Here is a 20,053-nt window from a genome sequence, read left to right on the forward strand (position 1 = left end):
CACCGGATGCTTATCGGTCAATCTCGCCGAACACGATGTCCATCGTGCCGATGATGGCGACGACGTCGGAAATCATGTGTCCGCGGGACATTTCATCCATCGCCGCCAGGTGTGCGAAACCGGGCGCGCGGATCTTCAGGCGGTAGGGCTTGTTGGCGCCGTCCGACATCGCGTAGATGCCGAACTCGCCCTTCGGGTGTTCCACCGCGGCATAGCACTCGCCTTCCGGCACGTGGATGCCTTCGGTGAACAGCTTGAAGTGGTGGATCAGCTCTTCCATATTGCCCTTCATCGCTTCGCGCGACGGCGGTGCAACCTTGTGGTTGGGGCTGATGACCGGGCCCGGGTTCTTGCGCAGCCAGTCGATGCACTGACGGATGATGCGGTTGGACTGGCGCATCTCTTCGATGCGGACCAGGTAGCGGTCGTAGCTGTCGCCATTGGTGCCGACCGGGATATCGAAATCCATGCGGTCGTACACTTCATACGGCTGCTTCTTGCGCAGGTCCCAGGCGATGCCCGAACCACGCAGCATCGGGCCAGTGAAACCGAGCGCCTTGGCGCGCTCAGGCGTCACGATGCCGATGTCGACCAGACGCTGCTTCCAGATGCGGTTGTCGGTGAGCAGGGTTTCATACTCGTCGACATAGCGCGGGAAGCGATTGGTGAAATCCTCGAGGAAGTCGAGCATCGAACCGCTGCGGTTCTCGTTCAGCCGCTTGATCGCGTCGGCGTTCTTGAACTTGTTCGCCTGGTACTGCGGCATCGAATCCGGCAGGTCGCGGTAGACGCCGCCCGGACGGTAGTAGGCCGCGTGCATGCGCGCACCCGACACCGCCTCGTAGGCGTCCATCAGGTCTTCGCGCTCGCGGAAAGCGTACAGGAACACCGTCATCGCGCCGACGTCGAGCGCGTGCGCGCCGAGCCACAGCAGGTGGTTGAGGATGCGCGTGATTTCGTCAAACATGACGCGGATGTACTGCGCGCGCTCCGGCACGTCGATCTGCAGCAGCTTCTCGATCGCCATGCAGTAGGCGTGCTCGTTGCACATCATCGACACGTAGTCGAGACGGTCCATGTAGGGCACGCTCTGCACCCAGGTGCGGGTCTCGGCCAGCTTCTCGGTCGCGCGATGCAGCAGGCCGATGTGCGGGTCGGCGCGCTGGACGACTTCGCCGTCCAGTTCGAGCACCAGGCGCAGCACGCCGTGGGCCGCCGGATGCTGCGGCCCGAAGTTCATCGTGTAGTTGCGGATCTCAGCCATGGCCGACGTCCCCGTAGTTTTCTTCGCGCACGACGCGCGGCGTGACTTCGCGCGGTGCGATGGTGACCGGCTGGTAGATGACCCGCTTGGTTTCCGGGTCATAGCGCATTTCGACGTGACCCGAAATCGGGAAGTCCTTGCGGAAGGGGTGACCGACGAAACCGTAATCGGTCAGCAGGCGACGCAGGTCGCCGTGTCCGGCGAACATGATGCCGAACAGGTCGAAGGCCTCACGCTCGAACCAGTTGGCCGCCGGCCACACGTCGTTCACCGAGGCGATGACCGGAAAGTCCTCGTCCGACACGAAGGTGCGCAGCCGCAGACGCAGGTTGGCGGCGATCGACATCAGATGCACCACGACCGCGTAGCGCGCGCCCGAAGAGCGGGTCGCGTGCGTCGACAGATCGAGGCCGCACAGGTCGATCAGCTGCTCGAATGGCGTATCGGCGTGATCGCGCAGTGCGACAGCGATGTCGTGGTAGTCGTCGGCGCCGACCTCGATGGTCAGCTCGCCCAGTTCGACGGCAGCAGTGCGGATCTTGTCGCCGAACTGCGCCGTCAGCGCGTCGCGCAGGGATTCAATGCGTGTGCTCATGACGTTCAGCGGGCGATGGTGCTGGTACGGCGGATCTTGTTCTGCAGCTGCATCAGGCCGTAGATCAGCGCCTCGGCCGTCGGCGGACAGCCCGGCACATAGACGTCGACCGGCACGATGCGGTCGCAGCCGCGCACCACCGAGTAGGAGTAATGGTAGTAACCGCCGCCGTTGGCACAGGAGCCCATCGACAGCACCCAGCGCGGCTCGGGCATCTGGTCATAGACGCGACGCAGCGCCGGCGCCATCTTGTTGCACAGCGTGCCGGCCACGATCATCAGATCGGACTGCCGGGGGCTGGGGCGAAACACGATGCCGAAGCGGTCGAGGTCGTAACGCGAAGCACCCGCCTGCATCATCTCGACAGCACAGCAAGCCAGACCGAAGGTCATCGGCCACAAGGAGCCGGTGCGGGTCCAGTTGATCAGCTTGTCGAGCTGAGTCGTGACGAAGCCTTCCTGAAGAACGCCTTCAATGCTCATCGATCAATCCGTCGTAATAACTTAATTGGGCAGACGCCCGACCGCCTGGCAGGATCACTCCCAGTCCAGCGCGCCCTTCTTCCATTCGTAGATGAAACCCACGACCAGAATGCCGAGGAAAATCATCATCGCGACAAAACCGAACATGCCGATCTCTTCGAGCACGATGGCCCACGGGAAGAGGAAGGCGATTTCCAGGTCGAACAGGATGAACAGGATGGCCACGAGGTAGTAGCGCACATCGAACTTCATGCGCGTGTCTTCGAACGCTTCGAAGCCACACTCGTAGGGGGAGAGCTTGTCGGGGTCCGGGCGGCTGGGGCCGACCAGCTTGCCGGCGATCATCGGCACGAAACCGAAACCGATGCCGATGAGAATGAACAGAAGGATCGGAAAGTATTCGATCAACATGACGGGTTATTCATGCGTGAAATCATTTCCGGCGGCACGGGGAGTAATCCGGGGCCGGCTCACGGCGCACCACCGATCGGCTGCGCACCACGTTGCACTGCAGCGTGAAACGCGCGGAGTATAGCGCGTTTCACGATGAATGCGGACTTACTTGGGAATATCCGCCGCCTTGGAATCAGGCTGGGCGGGCGTTGCAGCCGGTTGCTGCGGTGCATCAGGTGTAGCGGGAACGGTGACAGTCTTGGCCGCATCGATGACCGAACTGGCACCCGACTTCGGCTGATTGGTCGCCATATAGCTCAGCGCGAGACTGGTGCAGAAGAACACGGCTGCCAGCGCAGCGGTCGTGCGGCTGAGGAAGTTCGCCGAACCGGACGAACCGAACAGGCTGCCCGAAGCACCGCTGCCGAAGGCGGCACCCATGTCGGCGCCCTTGCCATGCTGCAGCAGCACGAGAACGATGACACCGATGCCGACCAGCACGTGGACCGACAGCACAAGCGAAAAAACGATACCCATCAAATCACCTCAGGATGCTGCAGCGGCCACGATGGCGAGGAAATCCCCGGCCACCAGCGACGCACCGCCAATAAGTCCACCATCGATATCCGCCTGACCGAAAAGCTCGGCGGCGTTCTGCGGCTTGACACTGCCGCCGTAAAGAATCGTCGTGCGCACGGCGACGTCGGCACCGCACCATGCAGCCAGTCGCCCGCGGATGAAGGCATGCACCGCCTGCGCCTGCGCTGGTGTCGCCGTCTTGCCAGTGCCGATGGCCCACACCGGTTCGTAGGCAATCACGCAGGCAGCCAGCGCCGCTGCGCCACCGCGCTCGAACACTGCCTTGAGCTGACGCTCGACCACGGCTTCGGTCACCCCGCCCTCGCGTTCGTCCAGCGTTTCGCCGACGCACAGGATGGGCTGCAGCTTGACTGCGAGCGCCGCGTCGACCTTGGCGGCGACACGCTCGTCGGTATCGCCGAACAGCGCGCGCCGTTCAGAGTGACCGACGATGACGTAACGACATCCGAAGTCGTTCAGCATCGCACCGGACACTTCTCCGGTATAGGCGCCGACCGCGTGCTCGCTCAGATCCTGTGCGCCCCACGCAATGGCCGAACCTTCGAGCAGCGACTTCGCCTGCTGCAGATAGGGGAAGGGCACGCACACCGCCGACGGACATCCCTGCCCGCCTGCCTCGCGCAGCGCACCGAGCAGCGCCGCATTGGCGCCCAGCCCGCCATGCATCTTCCAGTTGCCTACGACCAGTTTTCGCATCGCCAAAACGCTCGCGCGCCAAAAGCAAAACCCCGGATTCTAGCGCATCGCAGCGCAAAAATCCGGGGCTCGGCAGACGGCGGGGCTAGGGCCTGTTGCTATTGAATCGCGGGCCGCGCGCAAATCCCGATGCGTCCGGATCAAGGCGGGCCGACGCTGGCTGACTGTCTGTCAGGTCAGGAGGCCCAACGCGGAGCTGGGCGCATCGGAACATCAGCCGAAGCGGCCGGTGATGTAGTCCTCGGTTTCCTTCTTCTGCGGCTTGATGAAGATCTGGTCGGTCAGGCCGAACTCGACCAGCTCACCCATGTACATGTATGCGGTGTAGTCGGATACCCGCGCTGCCTGCTGCATGTTGTGGGTGACGATCAGGATGGTCACCTTGTCCTTCAGTTCGGTCACCAGTTCCTCGATGCTGGCGGTGGCGATCGGGTCGAGCGCCGAAGTCGGCTCGTCGAACAGGATGATCTCCGGGTCGGTGGCCAGCGCGCGCGCGATGCACAGGCGCTGCTGCTGACCGCCGGACAGATTGGCGCCCAGCTCGTTCAGCCGGTTCTTCACTTCGTCCCACAGCGCCGCACCGCGCAGCGCCTGCTCCACCCGCTCGTCGATCACCGAGCGACGCTTCTCGCCACGCACACGCAGGCCGTAAGCCACGTTCTCGTAAATCGACTTGGGGAAGGGATTGGGCTTCTGGAACACCATGCTGATGCGCATGCGCACCTCGATCGGATCGACGTTGTCGTCGAGCAGATTGGTGTTGTCCGGGTGCAGCAGGATCTTGCCGTCGTAGCGGTTGCCCGGATACAGGTCGTGCATGCGGTTGAAACAGCGCAGCAGCGTAGACTTGCCGCAGCCGGACGGGCCGATCAGCGCCGTCACCTTCTTTTCATGCACCGGCATGTTGATGCCCTTTAGCGCATGGAAGGCACCGTAGTGGAAATTCAGGTTCTTGACTTCGGCCTTGGCAGCGGAGCGCACATCGATCGCAGTGGTCATGGTCGGATTCTCTTGAAGGTTGTATGCGGTGCGGACGATCGGCTTACCACTTGATGTTGCGGCGCAGGCGGTAGCGCAGCCAGATCGCGACGCCATTCATCGCCAGCGTCATGAAGACCAGGATGAAACCGGCCGCCGCGGCATTGACCTGGAAGGCTGCTTCCGGGCGCGAAGTCCAGTTGAACATCTGGATCGGCATCACGGTGAAAGGCGCCGTCAGCCACTCGAAATTGATATAGGGGAAGACTTCCGAATAGGGCGCGGGCGGCAGGAAGGCGATGAAGGTCAGCGCGCCGATGGTGATGATGGGCGCCGTTTCGCCAATGGCTCGCGCCATGCCGATGATGACGCCGGTCAGGATGCCGGCGCTCGAATACGGCACGATGTGATCGCGCACCGTCTGCCAGGTCGTTGCGCCGCAGGCGTACGCACCCTCGCGCACCATCTGCGGAATCGCACGGATCGATTCGCGCGTCGCCACGATGACCACCGGCAGGATGAGCAGGCCCAGCGTCAGGCCGGCCGACAGGATGGACTGACCGAAGCCGAACTTGTACACGAACAGCCCCAGCGCCAGCAGGCCATAGACGATGGACGGCACGCCCGCGAGGTTGGTCACGTTGATTTCGATGATGTCGGTGACCCAGTTCTTCGGCGCGTACTCTTCCAGATAGATGCCGGCCGCCACGCCCAGCGGCACCGCCGAGAAGGCGGTCACCAGCATGACCAGTATCGTGCCGACCCAGGCCGACAGGATGCCGGCGCTGCCGGCGCGACGCGACGGGAAATTGGTCAGGAAGTCATAGTCGATGCGCGCAGCCCCCTTGATCGCCATGTCGGCGAACAGCACGGTCAGCGTAAGCACGCCGACCATCAGCGCGAGCAGCCCGAGCAGGCCGAACAGCATGTCCCAGCGCTTGTGGCGCGCGATGATGGCCCGGATGGCCTGGATGTCCTGTTGGTTCATGGATCAATAGACCTCGCGGAAGCGCTTGCGCAGGTAATAGCCGAGCAGGTTGAAGCCCAGGGTCATCAGCATCAGCGTCAGACCAGCGGCGAAGATGGTCTGGTAACCGATGGAGCCGTGCGGCAGGTCACCGAGGGCCACCTGCACGATGTAGGAGGTGATGGTTGCACCCGGCTCGGCCGGATTGAAGGTCAGGTTGGGCTGCATGCCGGCCGCAACCGCGAGAATCATCGTCTCGCCGACCGCGCGCGAAATGCCCAGGATGTAGGCCGAGGCGATGCCCGAGGTCGCCGCCGGCACCACGGTGCGCAGCGCCGTCTGCAGGCGCGTCGCACCCATCGCGTAGGAGCCCTCGCGCAGGCTCATCGGCACCGCGCGCATCGCGTCCTCGGACAGCGAACTGACGTAGGGGATGATCATGATGCCCATCACCAGACCGGCCGACAGCAGGCTGAAACCGGGCAGTTCAGGGAACAGGTGCTGCAGCGCCGGCGTCACCACCATCAGCGCGAAATAGCCGTAGATGATGGTCGGCACGCCACCCAGCAGCTCGAGGATGGGTTTGGCGACTTCGCGCGTCCGGAACGAGGCGAATTCGGACAGGTAGATCGCGATGATGGTGCCCAGCGGCAGCGCGACGGCCAGCGCGACGAAAGAACTGGTGAGCGTGCCCGACAGCAGCACCATGATGCCGTAGTGCGCGTCGTCGAACAGCGGGGTCCATTGCGTGTCGGTCAGGAAATCCCACAGCGACACGTGCTCGAACAGCGTCAGCGATTCGCTGACCAGGATGTAGACGATGGCTATCGTCGTCAGGACTGAGATCGACGCCGCAGTGAACAGGATGAATTCGATCACCCTTTCCTTCACGTGGCGGGACGCGCGCTTGCGCAGGCGATCGCTGACCGCATCGGGCGCAGTCGACGGAGGAGCTGACATGGTCTGGGCGTGGGCGGTCATGTAGGGGCGCTCATTTTACGGGTCGCCATCCACCGCCGGGCGGAAGATGACAAAAAGCCCCGGGACGAACCCGGGGCCCTTGCAGCGGAATCCTTACTCCTTCGGATCGCGCTTGAGCAGGTCGGACACCTTGACGCCCACTTCCGAATGACCGCCGAAGGCCGTACCGGTCTTCTTCTTCGTGAAGTTCTCCAGCGCGTGCTTGTAGTCCGCATCGGTCAGCGGCACGTACTTCACTTCCTTGGTCAGCGCGGCGGCGTTCTTCAGGTAGAACTCGACGAATTCCTTCACTTCCGGCTTGTCGACCGAAGCGGCATTCACGTAGATGAAGATCGGGCGCGACAGCGGCTGGTAGTCGCCCGAGATCACCGCTTCCAGCGACGGCTCGACTGCCTTGCCGGTCTTCGGATTGACCACCGGCACCGCCTTCAGCTTGTCCTTGTTCTCGACGTAGTAGGCGAAGCCGAAGTAGCCGAGCGCGCCGGCGTCACGCGACACGCCCTGCACCAGCACGTTGTCGTCTTCCGACGCGGTGAAGTCGCCGCGGCTGGACTTGGACTTGCCGACGATGGCTTCGGTGAAGTAGTCGAAGGTGCCGGAATCGGCGCCCGGGCCAAACAGCTTCAGGCCGGTGTCAGGCCAGGCAGCATTGACCTGATTCCACTTCAGGATCTTGCCCTGAGCAGCCGGTTCCCACATGGTCTTCAGCTCGGCGGCGGTGATCTGCTTCAGGAAGCTGTTCTTCGGGTTCATCACCAGCGTCAGCGCATCGAAGGCGACCGGCAGCTCGATGTACTTGATGCCTGCAGCCTTGCAGTCAGCCATTTCCTTGTCGAGGATGGGACGCGAGGCGTTCGACACGTCGATCTCGCCGCGGCAGAACTTCTTGAAACCGCCGCCGGTACCGGAAATGCCCACGGTCACCTGGACGGTGCCCTTCTTTGCCTTCTGGAACTCTTCCGCCACCGCTTCAGTGATCGGGAAAACGGTGCTCGAACCGTCGATCTTGACCAGCGTCGGGGCTGCCAGGGCGGATGCGGAAGCAAACAGGGCGCCGACAGCGGCGGTCAGGGTGGCGATCTTGCGTACGTTCATCAGGACTCTCCGTAAGGTTGCGTCGTGTTGCGATGCGACGAAGCGCAGTTTATGAATGCTTTGTTACACCCATGTGAAGGTGAAACAATTCATCCAGCCACCCTATGACCGTCGTCAAACAGCCTGCAGAGCCTGATCCAGGTCCTCCACGATGTCGTCGATGTGCTCGATGCCGATCGACAGTCTGACCATGTCTTCCGACACCCCGGCGCGCTTCAGTTCGTCCGGCGACAGCTGGCGATGGGTGGTCGAGGCCGGATGGCAGGCCAGCGATTTGGCGTCGCCGATATTGACCAGCCGGGTGATCAGCTTCAGCGCGTCCTGGAAGCGCGCACCAGCGTTGCGCCCGCCCTTGACGCCGAAGGTCAGCAGGCCGGACGCCTTGCCGTCGAAGTAGCGCTGCACCAGGCCGTGGCTGGGGTGGTCTGGCAGGCCTGCGTAATTGACCCATTCGACCTTCGGGTGCGACTGCAGATGACGGGCGACCGCAGTCGCGTTTTCGCAGTGCCGGTCCATGCGCAGCGCCAGCGTCTCCAGCCCCTGCATGATCAGGAAGCTGTTGAACGGCGAGATCGCCGCGCCCATATTGCGCAGCGGTACCGTACGCGCGCGACCGATGTAGGCGGCCGGCCCGAGCGCTTCGGTGTAGATCACGCCGTGATAGCTCACTTCCGGCTCGTTCAGCCGGCGGAAGCGCACCTTATGCTCGGCCCACGGGAAGCGGCCGCCATCGACGATGATGCCGCCGATGCTGGTGCCGTGACCGCCCATGTACTTGGTCAGCGAATGCACGACGATGTCGGCGCCGTGCTCGATCGGCCGCGTCAGATAGGGCGACGGCACGGTGTTGTCGACGATCAGCGGCACCCCGCCCTCGTGCGCAACCTTGGCGAAGGCGGCGAAATCGACGACGTTGCCGAGCGGGTTGCCGATCGATTCGCAGAACACCGCCTTGGTGCGCGCGTCGATCTTCGCCGCCGCCGCGGCCGGGTCGGCCGCATCGACGAAACGCACCTCGATGCCGTATTGCGGCAGCGTATGCGCGAACAGGTTGTAGGTGCCGCCATAGAGCGCCGACGTGGCGACGATGTTGTCGCCCGCCTCGGCGATGGTCATGATCGCGTAGGTGATCGCCGCCTGGCCGGACGCCAGCGCCAGCGCCGCAATGCCGCCCTCCAGCGCGGCGACGCGCTGTTCCAGCACATCGCTGGTCGGGTTCATGATGCGGGTGTAGATGTTGCCCTTGACCTTGAGGTCGAACAGGTCGGCCCCGTGCTGGGTGTCGTCGAAGGCGTAGCTGGTGGTCTGGTAGATCGGCACCGCCACCGCCTTGGTGGTCGGATCGGGCGAATAGCCGGCGTGAATGGCGAGCGTGTCGAAACGCATGTTCATGTCCTCCCTCGGGTTGAGGGCCGAAATCTACACGCGGACGGCATCACGCACAAAAGCGGTGCAGCAAAGAAAAATGCCGCCCCGCGGATGCGGTGGCGGCATTCGGGGGAGAAGTCTGCCGGTCAGGCGGCCATCGCCGACTCGACCACCTGCGCCAGGCGCTGGGCCAGCCGGCCGACTTCGGCGGCATCCTGACCTTCGACCATCACGCGCAGCAGCGGCTCGGTGCCCGACGGACGCAGCAGCACGCGGCCACGCTGCGCCAGTTCGCTTTCGACCTCGATCCGGGTCTGGTCGATGATGGGCGCCTTTTTCCAGTCGAAACCGGGGCGCAGTTTCACGTTTACCAGCTTCTGCGGGTAGAGCTTGAGACCGGAACAGGCCTGCTCCAGACTGATGTCCTGCGCACGCAGCGCGGCCAGCACCTGCAACGCCGCGACGATGCCGTCACCTGTGGTGTGGCGGTCGAGATCGATGATGTGGCCCGAGTTCTCGCCGCCGAGGCGCCAGCCCTGCTGGTGCAGCGTTTCCAGCACGTAGCGGTCGCCCACCTTGGCGCGCGCCAGACCGACGCCCATTTCGTTCAGCGCGTGCTCGAGTGCCAGATTGGTCATCAAGGTGCCGACCACGCCGTTCAGCCGCCCTTCGCGCAGGCGCTGGGCAGCAATGACGTAGAGCAGTTCGTCGCCGTCGTAGATGCGGCCGGAGGCGTCGCACATCATCAGGCGGTCTGCGTCGCCGTCGAGGGCGATGCCGATGTCGGCGCCGGTCGAGCGCACCGCCTCGGACAGCGACTTCGGTACCGTGGCGCCGACGCCGTCGTTGATGTTCATGCCGTTCGGACTGCAGCCGACGGTCACCACCTCGGCACCCAGTTCGTGGAACACCTTCGGCGCAATGCTGTAGGCGGCGCCGTGCGCGCAGTCGAGCGCGATCTTCAGGCCGCGCAGGTCCAGTTCGGTCGGGAAGGTGCTCTTGCAGAACTCGATGTAGCGACCGGGCGCGTCCTCGATGCGACGGGCCTTGCCGAGGCGGGACGATTCCATGCAGCCCATCGGTTCGTCGAGCAGTGCCTCGATCTGCAGTTCGACCTCGTCCGGCAGCTTGGTGCCGCGGGCGGAGAAGAACTTGATTCCGTTGTCCTCGAAGGGGTTGTGCGAGGCGCTGATCACGACGCCAGCCTGCAGGCGCAGCGCGCGGGTCAGGTAGGCGACGGCCGGCGTGGGCACCACCTTGGCCAGCACGGTGTCGACACCGGCCGCGGCAAAGCCGGCTTCCAGCGCGGCTTCGAGCATGTAGCCGGACACCCGGGTGTCCTTGCCGATCAGCACCGCCGGGTGCTCACCAGCAGGCAGATGCTCGGTGGCCACCAGCGCGCGGCCGGCAGCATAGCCGAGGCGCATCACGAAATCCGGCGTGATCGGGGCCTGACCGACCCGACCGCGTACGCCGTCCGTACCGAAATAGCGTCTCGACATCTGCACCGTCTCCTGTTCTATCTTCCGTGTTCGAAAATGCCCGCCACCTGCCAGACCGCGATCGCGTCGCGGGTGGCCGCGACGTCATGCACGCGCACCATGTGCGCGCCCCGCGCGACCGACGCCAGCGCGGCCGCCACGCTGGCCGCCACCCGATCGGTCACCGGTCGCCCGGTCAGCCGCCCCAGCACCGACTTGCGCGACAGACCGACGAGCAATGGATAACCATAATCGGCCAGCGCACGCAGTCCCTTGAGCAGGGTCAGGTTGTGTTCGGAGGTTTTTCCGAAGCCGAACCCCGGGTCGAGCATGATGCGTTCTCGCGCGATGCCGGCATCTTCCGCGGCTCGAGCCTGTTGCAGAAGGAAATCAGTCACTTCCGCGCACACATCGGCATAACGGGGATCGTTCTGCATGGTCTGCGGCGTGCCCTGCATGTGCATGATGCAGACGCCCGCATCGGTGGCCGCCACCGCCTCAACCGCACCGGGTGCGCGCAGGCCGTTGATGTCATTGACCAGCGTGGCGCCGGCCGCCAGTGCCGCCCGCATCACTTCCGGCTTCCAGGTGTCGATGGACAGCGGCACGCCCAGACCGGACAGCGCCTCGATCACCGGCACGACGCGGCGGATTTCCTCCTCCGCCGGCACCGGGTCCGAACCCGGCCGGGTCGATTCGCCGCCGATGTCCAGCATGTCGGCGCCGTCGGCGATGAATTTCTCGGCCTGGGCGACCGCTCGGCCGACGTCGAAGGCGATGCCGTCACCCGAAAAGGAGTCGGGCGTGGCGTTGATGATGCCCATCACGAGCGAGCGATCGAGCGAGAGGCGGTAAGGGCCGCAGTGCAAGGTCGTGTTCATGGTCGTCACAAATGAAAACCGGAGGCAGCGCCTCCGGTCGTTGGTTGAAGTGCAGCCGGTGTCAGGCCGGCGCTGCGGCGTTCGCTGCCGCGCCCGGCGCACCGCCGTCCGACGAGGCCTTGGGCGGACGCGAGGTCGGCTTGGGCGGTCGCACCGGGCGATCGTTCATGATGTCGTCGATCTGGTCGGCATCGATGGTTTCGAAGTCCAGCAGTGCCCGGGTCATCGCCTCGACCTTGTCGCGGTTGTCTTCCAGCAGCTTGCGGGCCACGGCGTAGCGCTCGTCGATGATGCTGCGGATTTCCGCATCGACGTGCTGCATCGTCGTTTCCGACATGTTGCGGTGCGTGGCGACCGAACGGCCGAGGAACACTTCGCCTTCCTCCTCGCCATAGACCATCGGGCCCATCGCATCGGACATGCCCCACTGGGTCACCATCCGGCGCGCCAGGTCGGTCGCGCGCTGGAAGTCGTTGGCGGCGCCGTTGGTCATCTGGTTCATGAAGATCTCTTCGGCGATGCGGCCGGACAGCATCATCGAAATGAGCTGCAGGCAGTAGTCCTTGTCGTAGCTGTAACGGTCCTTCTCCGGCAGCGACATGGTCACGCCCAGCGCGCGGCCGCGCGGGATGATAGTGACCTTGTGTACCGGATCGCACTTGGGCAGCAGCATGCCGACGATGGCGTGGCCGGACTCGTGATAGGCGGTGTTCTTCTTCTCTTCCTCGTCCATCACCATGGTGCGTCGTTCGGCGCCCATGATGATCTTGTCCTTGGCGCGCTCGAAGTCCTCCATGTCGACCACGCGCTTGTTGCCGCGCGCAGCAAACAGCGCCGCTTCGTTCACCAGATTGGCGAGATCAGCGCCGGAGAAACCGGGCGTGCCGCGCGCGATGATTTCGGCCTTGACGTCCGGCGCCAGCGGCACCTTGCGCATGTGCACGGCGAGGATCTGCTCGCGACCGCGGATATCCGGCAGCGGCACCACAACCTGACGGTCGAAGCGGCCCGGGCGCAGCAGCGCCGGGTCGAGCACGTCCGGACGGTTGGTCGCGGCAATAACGATGATGCCGGTCTGGCCTTCGAAGCCGTCCATTTCGACCAGCAGCTGGTTCAGCGTCTGTTCGCGCTCGTCATTGCCACCGCCGAGGCCGGCACCGCGCTGGCGGCCGACCGCGTCGATTTCATCGATGAAGATGATGCAGGGCGCCTGCTTCTTGGCCTGTTCGAACATATCGCGCACGCGGGCCGCGCCGACGCCGACGAACATTTCGACGAAATCGGAACCCGAAATCGAGAAGAACGGCACCTTGGCTTCGCCAGCAATGGCCTTGGCCAGCAGTGTCTTGCCGGTACCCGGCGAGCCGACCATCAGCACGCCCTTCGGAATCCGCCCCCCGAGCTTCTGGAACTTGGACGGATCGCGCAGGAACTCGACCAGTTCAGCCACCTCTTCCTTCGCCTCGTCGCAACCGGCGACGTCGGCGAAAGTGACGGTATTGGTGGACTCGTCCAGCATGCGCGCCTTGGACTTGCCGAAGGAGAAGGCGCCACCACGGCCGCCACCCTGCATCTGGCGCATGAAGAAGATCCAGACGCCGATCAGCAGCAGCATCGGGAACCACGACACGAAGATGCTCATCAGGAAGCTCTGTTCCTCTTCCGGCTTGGCGACCACCTTGACATTGCTCTTCAGCAGGTCGCTGATCAGCCAGATGTCCTGCGGCGGTGCGTAGGAGGTGATGCGCTTGCCGTCGGCGGTCTGGGCGTTCAGCGAACGGCCCTGGATTTCGACCTTGGTGATCCGGCCGGCCTTCACCTCTTCGAGGAATTCCGAATACTCGACCATGCCTTGCGTGGCCTGGCGCTGATTGAACTGGTTGAATACCGTCATCAGCACGATGCCGATCACAAGCCAGATCGCAAGATTTTTGAACATGTTGTTCAAGGCATTTCCTCTGTATTCCCGGAACCGGATTGACCGGTCCGATCAATGCAACATCACGAAGCGACCACCGACAGACCGGAATCGGCCGCGTATGTTCCGCGCCCGCGCCTGAATGTCACGCGGCAGGCTCTCCACGCCTGCCACGACACAGAAGATACACCTCTGCACTGCGGTCGCGGGAACTGTCGGGTTTGCGCACGGCCACCGACGTGAAAAGTTGTTCCATTTCGCGTCTGAGCTCGTCGAAACCCGAGCCCTGAAACACTTTTACGAGCATGTCACCGCCGCTCTTGAGGTGTTCGCGTGCGAATTCGAGCGCCAGTTCGAGCAGATGTATGGATCTCGCCTGATCGGTGACCGCGATTCCGGAGAGGTTGGGGGCCATATCGGACAAAACAAGGTCCACCCGACGACCCTCCAGCGATTCCACCAGTTCGGCCAGCGGCTCGTCCGCACGGAAATCGCCGAGGATGAAATGCACGCCGTGCACCGGCTCCATCGGCAACAGGTCTATCGCCACCACCCTGCCGGCCGCACCGACCTTCTTCGACGCCACCTGCGACCAGCCGCCGGGCGTGCTGCCGAGGTCCACCACCACCTTGCCCGGGCCGAGCAGACGGTCCTTGTCGTCGATCTGCATCAGCTTGAACGCGGCACGCGAGCGAAAGCCCTGCGCCTGCGCCTGCTTTACATAAGGGTCGTTGATGTGGTCGTGTACCCACTGGCGGCTGGTTTTGTTCTTGGCCATGACTTAGCTTAGACTTGCGCGCCTTTCTGGAAGAACGCCATGTTGACCCTGACTCCCGATGAACGCCGCGCGCTGCGCGCGCAAGCCCACCCGCTGAAGCCGGTCGTGATGATCGCGCAGAACGGCTTGACCGCTGCGGTACTGAAGGAAATCGAACTGGCGCTCAAGTCGCACGAACTGATAAAGGTACGCGTGTTCGACGCAGACCGTGAACAGCGTGACGCCTGGCTGGCGGAAACCTGCGAAACGCTGGGTGCCGCGCCGGTGCAGCGCATCGGCAATATCCTGGTGCTGTACCGCCCCAACCCCGAACTGCACGTGCCGGCCGAACCGGTGAAGCCGGTGCGCAAGAGCGCTGCCAAGACCTCGGCCGCCAAGCCCGGCAAGCCGGTGCCGACGCGCAGTGCGCCGGCCAAGCCGGTGGCCAATCGCCGCGGCGTCGCCCGTAACAGCACGAAGCCGCTCAGGCCACGCGCCCGCCCGACGCGCTGAGCCTCCGCGCTGCGCTCAGACGTAGCGCACGTCCACGATTTCGTACTCGCGGATGCCGCCCGGGGCCTGCACTTCGGCTACGTCGCCGGCGTACTTGCCAATCAGTGCACGCGCGATCGGCGAATTCACCGAAATCATGCCCGCCTTCAGATCTGCCTCGTCGTCCCCGACGATCTGGTAGGTCACCGGCTTGCCGGCTTCCACGTCTTCCAGATCGACGGTCGCACCAAACACGATGCGGCCGTCGGCGTCGAGCGCCTTCGGATCGATGATCTGGGCGTTCGAAAGCTTGCCTTCGACTTCGGCAATCCGGCCTTCGATGAAACCCTGACGCTCCTTCGCCGCATCGTACTCGGCGTTTTCGGACAGATCGCCGTGCGAGCGCGCTTCGGCGATCGCGGCAATGACGTTGGGACGATCCACGGTTTTCAGTCGGTGCAGCTCGGCCTTGAGCTTTTCGGCACCGTTGACGGTAAGAGGTACGCTCATATCGTTCAGTTGATCTGCGCATGCAGGGCCTGCAGCGCATAGGTTTCGAGTTCGGAAATGCGCATGCCTGCACAAGCGGCACGCGCGCCTTCGACGGTGGTGAACAGCGTGACGCGGCTGGCGAGCGCGCTGGTGCGGATCGAGCGCGAATCGTTGATGGCGCTGCGCTTTTCGTCCACCGTATTGACGATGAAGGTGATTTCATCGTTTTTGATCATGTCCACGATATGCGGACGGCCCTCATTCACCTTGTTCACCGGGGTGACCGGCAAACCGGCGGCGGCGATGGCTGCCGCGGTGCCGCGGGTGGCGACCAACGTAAAGCCCAGTTCGTGCAGCTCGCGCGCGACCTCGATCGCCTTGGCCTTGTCGGCCGGTTTGACCGAGATGAAGGCGCGACCGCCGGTCGGCAGCCGCACGCCGGCGGCGAGCTGACTCTTCACGAAAGCTTCGCCGAAGGTGCGACCGACACCCATCACTTCGCCGGTGGACTTCATTTCCGGACCGAGGATGGTGTCCACACCGGGGAATTTCACGAAGGGGAACACCGCTTCCTTGACCGAGAAGTAAGGCGGGACGACTTCGTGCGTCACGCCCTGGTCGGCCAGCGAGCGACCAGCCATGCAGCGCGCGGCGATCTTGGCCAGCGGCAGGCCGCAGGCTTTGGACACGAAGGGCACGGTGCGCGAAGCACGCGGGTTCACTTCGAGCACATACACGGTGTCGCCCGAGGCGTCGCGCTGGATCGCGAACTGCACGTTCATCAGGCCGACCACGTTCAGGCCGCGCGCCATCAGTTCGGTCTGGCGGCGCAGTTCGTCGCACAGTTCCGGCGTCAGCGAGAACGGCGGCAGCGAGCAGGCGGAGTCGCCAGAGTGCACGCCGGCCTGTTCGATGTGTTCCATGATGCCGCCGATGATCACCTGCTGGCCATCGGAGAAGGCATCGACGTCCACTTCGGTGGCGTCGTTCAGGAAACGGTCCAGCAGCACCGGCGAGTCGTTGCTCACCTTGACCGCCTCGCGCATGTAGCGCTCGAGGTCGGACTGCTGATGGACGATTTCCATCGCGCGGCCGCCCAGCACGTAGCTCGGGCGCACCACCAGCGGGTAGCCGATTTCGGCCGCCAGGCGCACCGCCTGGTCTTCCGCACGCGCGGTGCGGTTGGGCGGCTGCTTCAGGCCGAGGTCGTTCAGCAGCTTCTGGAAGCGCTCGCGGTCCTCCGCTGCGTCGATCATGTCCGGCGTGGTGCCGATGATGGGCACGCCGTTGGCCTCCAGGTCGCGCGCCAGCTTCAGCGGCGTCTGGCCGCCGAACTGCACGATGACCCCGACCGGCTTTTCGATGGCGACGATTTCGAGCACGTCTTCCAGCGTCAGCGGTTCGAAGTAGAGGCGATCGGAGGTGTCGTAGTCGGTCGACACGGTTTCCGGGTTGCAGTTGACCATGATGGTTTCGAACCCGTCCTCGCGCAGTGCGAGGGCCGCGTGCACGCAGCAGTAGTCGAATTCGATGCCCTGGCCGATGCGGTTCGGACCGCCGCCCAGCACCATGATCTTGCGTGCCGAGGTCGGATTGGCTTCGCACTCGTCTTCATAACTGGAGTACATGTAGGCGGTGTCGGTGGCGAACTCGGCGGCGCAGGTATCGACCCGCTTGAACACCGGACGCACGCCGAGGGTCTGGCGGTGCAGACGCAGCGCGGTTTCGTCGCACTGGAACAGACGCGCCAGGCGACGGTCGGCAAAGCCCTTGCGCTTCAGATCGCGCATGGTCGCGGCATCGACGCTCTTCAGGCTGCGACCGAAGAAGGCGCGCTCGGTCAGGATGATGTCCTCGATCTGCGCCAGGAACCACGGATCGATCTTGGTCAGCTGATGCACCTCGTCCAGGCTCATGCCGTTGCGGAAGGCCTGGCCGACGTACCAGATGCGCTGCGGACCGGGCAGCGCCAGTTCGCGCTCCATCTCGTCCTGGTCGGTCTCGATCTCGTCGAAGCCATAGACGCCGACTTCGAGGCCGCGCAGCGCCTTCTGCATCGATTCCTGGAAGCTGCGGCCCATGGCCATCACTTCGCCTACCGACTTCATCTGCGTCGTCAGGCGGTCGTTGGCCTGCGGGAACTTCTCGAAGGCGAAACGCGGAATCTTGGTGACCACGTAGTCGATCGACGGCTCGAAGGACGCCGGCGTGGCGCCGCCGGTGATGTCGTTCTTCAGCTCGTCCAGCGTGAAACCCACGGCCAGCTTGGCGGCGATCTTGGCGATCGGGAAGCCGGTCGCCTTGGACGCCAGCGCCGACGAACGCGACACGCGCGGATTCATTTCGATCACGATCATGCGGCCGTCGGCCGGGTTGATCGAGAACTGCACGTTGGAGCCGCCGGTATCGACGCCGATCTCGCGCAGCACCGCGATCGAGGCATTGCGCATGATCTGGTATTCGCGGTCGGTCAGCGTCTGCGCCGGTGCCACGGTGATCGAGTCACCGGTGTGCACGCCCATCGGGTCGAGGTTCTCGATCGAACAGACGATGATGCAGTTGTCGGCGCTGTCGCGCACGACTTCCATCTCGTATTCCTTCCAACCCAGCAGCGACTCCTCGATCAGCAGTTCGCTGGTCGGCGACGCCTCGAGACCGCGCTTGCAGATCTCGACGAATTCCTCGTGGTTGTAGGCGATGCCGCCACCGCTGCCGCCCATCGTGAAGGACGGGCGGATGATGGCCGGGAAGCCGATGCTGGCCTGCACCTGCAGCGCCTCTTCCATCGAGTGGGCGATGCCGGAACGGGCCGAACCGAGGCCGATCTTGGTCATCGCCTGCTTGAACTTCTCGCGGTCCTCGGCCTTGTCGATCGCTTCCTGCTTGGCGCCGATCAGTTCGACCTTGTACTTGTCGAGCACACCGTGGCGGGCCAGGTCGAGCGCGCAGTTCAGCGCGGTCTGGCCGCCCATGGTGGGCAGCAGCGCGTCCGGGCGTTCCTTTTCGATGATCTTCTCGACCATCTGCCAGGTTATCGGCTCGATGTAGGTCACGTCGGCCATGCCGGGGTCGGTCATGATCGTGGCCGGGTTGGAATTCACCAGCACGACGCGGTAACCCTCTTCACGCAGCGCCTTGCAGGCCTGGGCGCCGGAGTAATCGAACTCGCAGGCCTGGCCGATCACGATGGGACCGGCGCCGATGATCAGGATGGATTGGATGTCTGTACGTTTGGGCATTTGTCTTTGAGGGGTCAGGGACTAGGGATCAGGGACTGGGGGAAACATCACGGCGGCTTCGCCGCCGCATGCTCTCTAGCCCCTAGCCCCTCTTCCCTAGCTCCTCCTCCATCATCTTCACGAATCGATCAAACAGGTAGGCCACGTCGTGCGGGCCGGGGCTGGCTTCCGGGTGGCCCTGGAAGCAGAAGGCCGGCCGGTCGGTCCAGGCCATGCCCTGCAGGCTGCCGTCGAAAAGCGACACGTGGGTGACCCGCACATTGGCCGGCAGCGTGGCCGGATCGACCGCGAAGCCGTGGTTCTGGCTGGTGATCAGCACACGGCCGGAATCGTTGTCCTTGACCGGGTGGTTGGCGCCGTGGTGGCCGAACTTCATCTTCAGCGTCTTTGCACCCGCAGCCAAGCCCATCAGCTGGTGACCGAGACAGATGCCGAAGGTCGGAATCCTGCGGTCGAGGAAGGTGCGGATCGCGGCAATCGCGTAGTCGCAGGGCTCCGGGTCGCCGGGGCCGTTGGACAGGAACACGCCGTCCGGATTCATCGCCAGCACCTTCTCAGCCGGCGTCTGCGCCGGCACCACGGTCAGGCGGCAGCCGCGGCTGGCCAGCATGCGCAGGATGTTGCGCTTGACGCCGAAATCGTAGGCGACGACGTGGAAAGGCGTGGCGTCCGGCTTGACGAAGCCCCGGCCGAGTTGCCACTCGCCCTCGGTCCATTCGTAGGGCGCTGTCGCGCTGACCACCTTGGCCAGGTCCATGCCTGCGAGGCCGGCGAATTCGCGCGCCTTGGCCACCGCTTCGGCGGCGTCGACCTTGCCGGCCATCAGACAGGCGCTCTGCGCACCCTTTTCGCGCAGCAGGCGGGTGAGCTTGCGGGTATCTATATTGGCGATGCCAGGAATGCCCTGCTCGCGCAGGTAGGCATCCAGCGTCTGATGACTGCGGAAGTTGGACGAGCGCAGCGGCAGGTCGCGGATGACGAGGCCGGCAGCGAACACGCGGCCGGCTTCGACGTCCTCGACATTGACGCCGGTATTGCCGATGTGCGGATAGGTCAGCGTGACGATCTGGCGGGTATAGCTCGGATCGGTCAGGATTTCCTGATAGCCGGTGAGTGCCGTGTTGAACACCACTTCGCCGGTCGTGACCGTTTCCGCCCCTATGCTTTTGCCGTGAAAGACCGATCCATCGGCGAGTGCGAGCAGCGCGGGCGCATGGGCGGACACGTAGTAACTCCTGAATTTCTTGATCGGGGGACGGCGGCGCGCGCGTGCGCCACATATGCGAAGCGGGAGACGCCGTTCGAGGCGTCTCCCGCTGAGTGTGCGAATTATACCTCGGGGTGGTGCGGCGCGCAATTTTGGTGCGCAGAGGC

General features: G+C 64.2%; 19 protein-coding genes. 1 reads left to right on the top strand and 18 read right to left on the bottom strand.

The features are described 5' to 3' along the window. Positions 1–10 precede the first annotated feature (10 nt). From AC51BJ_RS05055 to AC51BJ_RS05125, 15 genes are all read right to left on the bottom strand, one after another. Complete coding sequence (locus AC51BJ_RS05055; RefSeq protein WP_496279522.1) at positions 11–1,264, bottom strand: NADH-quinone oxidoreductase subunit D; 1,254 nt, start codon at positions 1,262–1,264, stop codon at positions 11–13. Next, positions 1,257–1,859 carry an NADH-quinone oxidoreductase subunit C gene (locus tag AC51BJ_RS05060; protein WP_496279523.1) on the bottom strand — a complete coding sequence of 201 codons (603 nt, stop codon included), beginning with the start codon at positions 1,857–1,859 and terminating at the stop codon, positions 1,257–1,259. The genes AC51BJ_RS05055 and AC51BJ_RS05060 overlap by 8 nt, the downstream gene beginning before the upstream one ends. Positions 1,860–1,864: 5 nt before the next feature. Next, positions 1,865–2,341, bottom strand: a complete 477-nt coding sequence (locus AC51BJ_RS05065) for a NuoB/complex I 20 kDa subunit family protein (RefSeq protein WP_008058281.1) — start codon at positions 2,339–2,341, stop codon at positions 1,865–1,867. Positions 2,342–2,395: 54 nt separating this feature from the next. Further along, on the bottom strand, positions 2,396–2,752 hold the full coding sequence (locus AC51BJ_RS05070; RefSeq protein ID WP_304012448.1) for an NADH-quinone oxidoreductase subunit A: 357 nt from the start codon (positions 2,750–2,752) through the stop codon (positions 2,396–2,398). A 147-nt stretch (positions 2,753–2,899) separates the two neighbouring features. After that, positions 2,900–3,271, bottom strand: coding sequence for a preprotein translocase subunit SecG (gene secG / locus AC51BJ_RS05075; RefSeq protein WP_019917520.1), 372 nt, complete (start codon positions 3,269–3,271; stop codon positions 2,900–2,902). A gap of 9 nt (positions 3,272–3,280) precedes the next feature. Next, positions 3,281–4,030, bottom strand: coding sequence for a triose-phosphate isomerase (gene tpiA, locus AC51BJ_RS05080; protein WP_496279524.1), 750 nt, complete (start codon positions 4,028–4,030; stop codon positions 3,281–3,283). Positions 4,031–4,243: 213 nt separating this feature from the next. Beyond that, a complete protein-coding gene (gene pstB, locus AC51BJ_RS05085) occupies positions 4,244–5,029 on the bottom strand; it encodes a phosphate ABC transporter ATP-binding protein PstB (RefSeq protein ID WP_430434589.1) in 786 nt (261 codons plus the stop codon). A 43-nt stretch (positions 5,030–5,072) separates the two neighbouring features. Beyond that, a complete protein-coding gene (gene pstA / locus AC51BJ_RS05090; RefSeq protein WP_430434590.1) occupies positions 5,073–5,996 on the bottom strand; it encodes a phosphate ABC transporter permease PstA in 924 nt (307 codons plus the stop codon). A 3-nt stretch (positions 5,997–5,999) separates the two neighbouring features. Then, positions 6,000–6,956: a phosphate ABC transporter permease subunit PstC gene (gene pstC / locus AC51BJ_RS05095; protein ID WP_430434591.1), complete on the bottom strand. Its 957-nt coding sequence runs from the start codon at positions 6,954–6,956 to the stop codon at positions 6,000–6,002. A gap of 93 nt (positions 6,957–7,049) precedes the next feature. Continuing rightward, positions 7,050–8,051 (bottom strand): PstS family phosphate ABC transporter substrate-binding protein, encoded by a 1,002-nt coding sequence (locus AC51BJ_RS05100; protein ID WP_020165287.1) that lies wholly within the window; start codon positions 8,049–8,051, stop codon positions 7,050–7,052. Positions 8,052–8,165: 114 nt separating this feature from the next. After that, positions 8,166–9,437: an O-acetylhomoserine aminocarboxypropyltransferase/cysteine synthase family protein gene (locus AC51BJ_RS05105; protein ID WP_496279584.1), complete on the bottom strand. Its 1,272-nt coding sequence runs from the start codon at positions 9,435–9,437 to the stop codon at positions 8,166–8,168. Between the two features lie 128 nt (positions 9,438–9,565). Further along, positions 9,566–10,921, bottom strand: coding sequence for a phosphoglucosamine mutase (glmM, locus tag AC51BJ_RS05110; RefSeq protein WP_496279525.1), 1,356 nt, complete (start codon positions 10,919–10,921; stop codon positions 9,566–9,568). A gap of 17 nt (positions 10,922–10,938) precedes the next feature. Continuing rightward, positions 10,939–11,781 carry a dihydropteroate synthase gene (gene folP, locus AC51BJ_RS05115; protein ID WP_496279526.1) on the bottom strand — a complete coding sequence of 281 codons (843 nt, stop codon included), beginning with the start codon at positions 11,779–11,781 and terminating at the stop codon, positions 10,939–10,941. 61 nt (positions 11,782–11,842) lie between these two features. Beyond that, a complete protein-coding gene (gene ftsH / locus AC51BJ_RS05120; RefSeq protein WP_496279527.1) occupies positions 11,843–13,729 on the bottom strand; it encodes an ATP-dependent zinc metalloprotease FtsH in 1,887 nt (628 codons plus the stop codon). Between the two features lie 115 nt (positions 13,730–13,844). Next, the gene (locus AC51BJ_RS05125) at positions 13,845–14,477 is read right to left on the bottom strand and encodes an RlmE family RNA methyltransferase (RefSeq protein ID WP_496279528.1); all 633 of its coding nucleotides are present in this window, start codon (positions 14,475–14,477) and stop codon (positions 13,845–13,847) included. Between the two features lie 39 nt (positions 14,478–14,516). Between AC51BJ_RS05125 and AC51BJ_RS05130 the strand changes: the two genes are divergently transcribed. After that, on the top strand, positions 14,517–14,969 hold the full coding sequence (locus AC51BJ_RS05130) for a YhbY family RNA-binding protein (RefSeq protein ID WP_430434595.1): 453 nt from the start codon (positions 14,517–14,519) through the stop codon (positions 14,967–14,969). Positions 14,970–14,984: 15 nt separating this feature from the next. Here the strand turns inward: AC51BJ_RS05130 and greA are convergent, their stop codons facing one another. The 3 genes from greA to carA all read right to left on the bottom strand — a co-directional run bounded on the left by greA (position 14,985) and on the right by carA (position 19,904). Next, positions 14,985–15,458 (bottom strand): transcription elongation factor GreA, encoded by a 474-nt coding sequence (gene greA / locus AC51BJ_RS05135; protein ID WP_020165293.1) that lies wholly within the window; start codon positions 15,456–15,458, stop codon positions 14,985–14,987. Between the two features lie 5 nt (positions 15,459–15,463). After that, the gene (gene carB, locus AC51BJ_RS05140; RefSeq protein ID WP_496279529.1) at positions 15,464–18,679 is read right to left on the bottom strand and encodes a carbamoyl-phosphate synthase large subunit; all 3,216 of its coding nucleotides are present in this window, start codon (positions 18,677–18,679) and stop codon (positions 15,464–15,466) included. An 82-nt stretch (positions 18,680–18,761) separates the two neighbouring features. After that, complete coding sequence (gene carA / locus AC51BJ_RS05145) at positions 18,762–19,904, bottom strand: glutamine-hydrolyzing carbamoyl-phosphate synthase small subunit (RefSeq protein WP_496279530.1); 1,143 nt, start codon at positions 19,902–19,904, stop codon at positions 18,762–18,764. Positions 19,905–20,053: the final 149 nt, after the last annotated feature.

It is taken from the genome of Methyloversatilis sp. S146-33, assembly GCF_059552495.1.

Bases quoted from the DNA above. Each gene is read 5' to 3' on its own strand.
- pstA (WP_430434590.1), bottom strand. From the start codon at position 5,996: ATGAACCAACAGGACATCCAGGCCATCCGGGCCATCATCGCGCGCCAC.
- carB (WP_496279529.1), bottom strand. From the start codon at position 18,679: ATGCCCAAACGTACAGACATCCAATCCATCCTGATCATCGGCGCCGGT.
- pstC (WP_430434591.1), bottom strand. From the start codon at position 6,956: ATGACCGCCCACGCCCAGACCATGTCAGCTCCTCCGTCGACTGCGCCC.
- AC51BJ_RS05125 (WP_496279528.1), bottom strand. From the start codon at position 14,477: ATGGCCAAGAACAAAACCAGCCGCCAGTGGGTACACGACCACATCAAC.
- AC51BJ_RS05105 (WP_496279584.1), bottom strand. From the start codon at position 9,437: ATGCGTTTCGACACGCTCGCCATTCACGCCGGCTATTCGCCCGATCCG.
- tpiA (WP_496279524.1), bottom strand. From the start codon at position 4,030: ATGCGAAAACTGGTCGTAGGCAACTGGAAGATGCATGGCGGGCTGGGC.
- AC51BJ_RS05065 (WP_008058281.1), bottom strand. From the start codon at position 2,341: ATGAGCATTGAAGGCGTTCTTCAGGAAGGCTTCGTCACGACTCAGCTC.
- AC51BJ_RS05070 (WP_304012448.1), bottom strand. From the start codon at position 2,752: ATGTTGATCGAATACTTTCCGATCCTTCTGTTCATTCTCATCGGCATC.
- greA (WP_020165293.1), bottom strand. From the start codon at position 15,458: ATGAGCGTACCTCTTACCGTCAACGGTGCCGAAAAGCTCAAGGCCGAG.
- AC51BJ_RS05055 (WP_496279522.1), bottom strand. From the start codon at position 1,264: ATGGCTGAGATCCGCAACTACACGATGAACTTCGGGCCGCAGCATCCG.
- pstB (WP_430434589.1), bottom strand. From the start codon at position 5,029: ATGACCACTGCGATCGATGTGCGCTCCGCTGCCAAGGCCGAAGTCAAG.
- folP (WP_496279526.1), bottom strand. From the start codon at position 11,781: ATGAACACGACCTTGCACTGCGGCCCTTACCGCCTCTCGCTCGATCGC.
- AC51BJ_RS05130 (WP_430434595.1), top strand. From the start codon at position 14,517: ATGTTGACCCTGACTCCCGATGAACGCCGCGCGCTGCGCGCGCAAGCC.
- AC51BJ_RS05060 (WP_496279523.1), bottom strand. From the start codon at position 1,859: ATGAGCACACGCATTGAATCCCTGCGCGACGCGCTGACGGCGCAGTTC.
- glmM (WP_496279525.1), bottom strand. From the start codon at position 10,921: ATGTCGAGACGCTATTTCGGTACGGACGGCGTACGCGGTCGGGTCGGT.
- secG (WP_019917520.1), bottom strand. From the start codon at position 3,271: ATGGGTATCGTTTTTTCGCTTGTGCTGTCGGTCCACGTGCTGGTCGGC.
- AC51BJ_RS05100 (WP_020165287.1), bottom strand. From the start codon at position 8,051: ATGAACGTACGCAAGATCGCCACCCTGACCGCCGCTGTCGGCGCCCTG.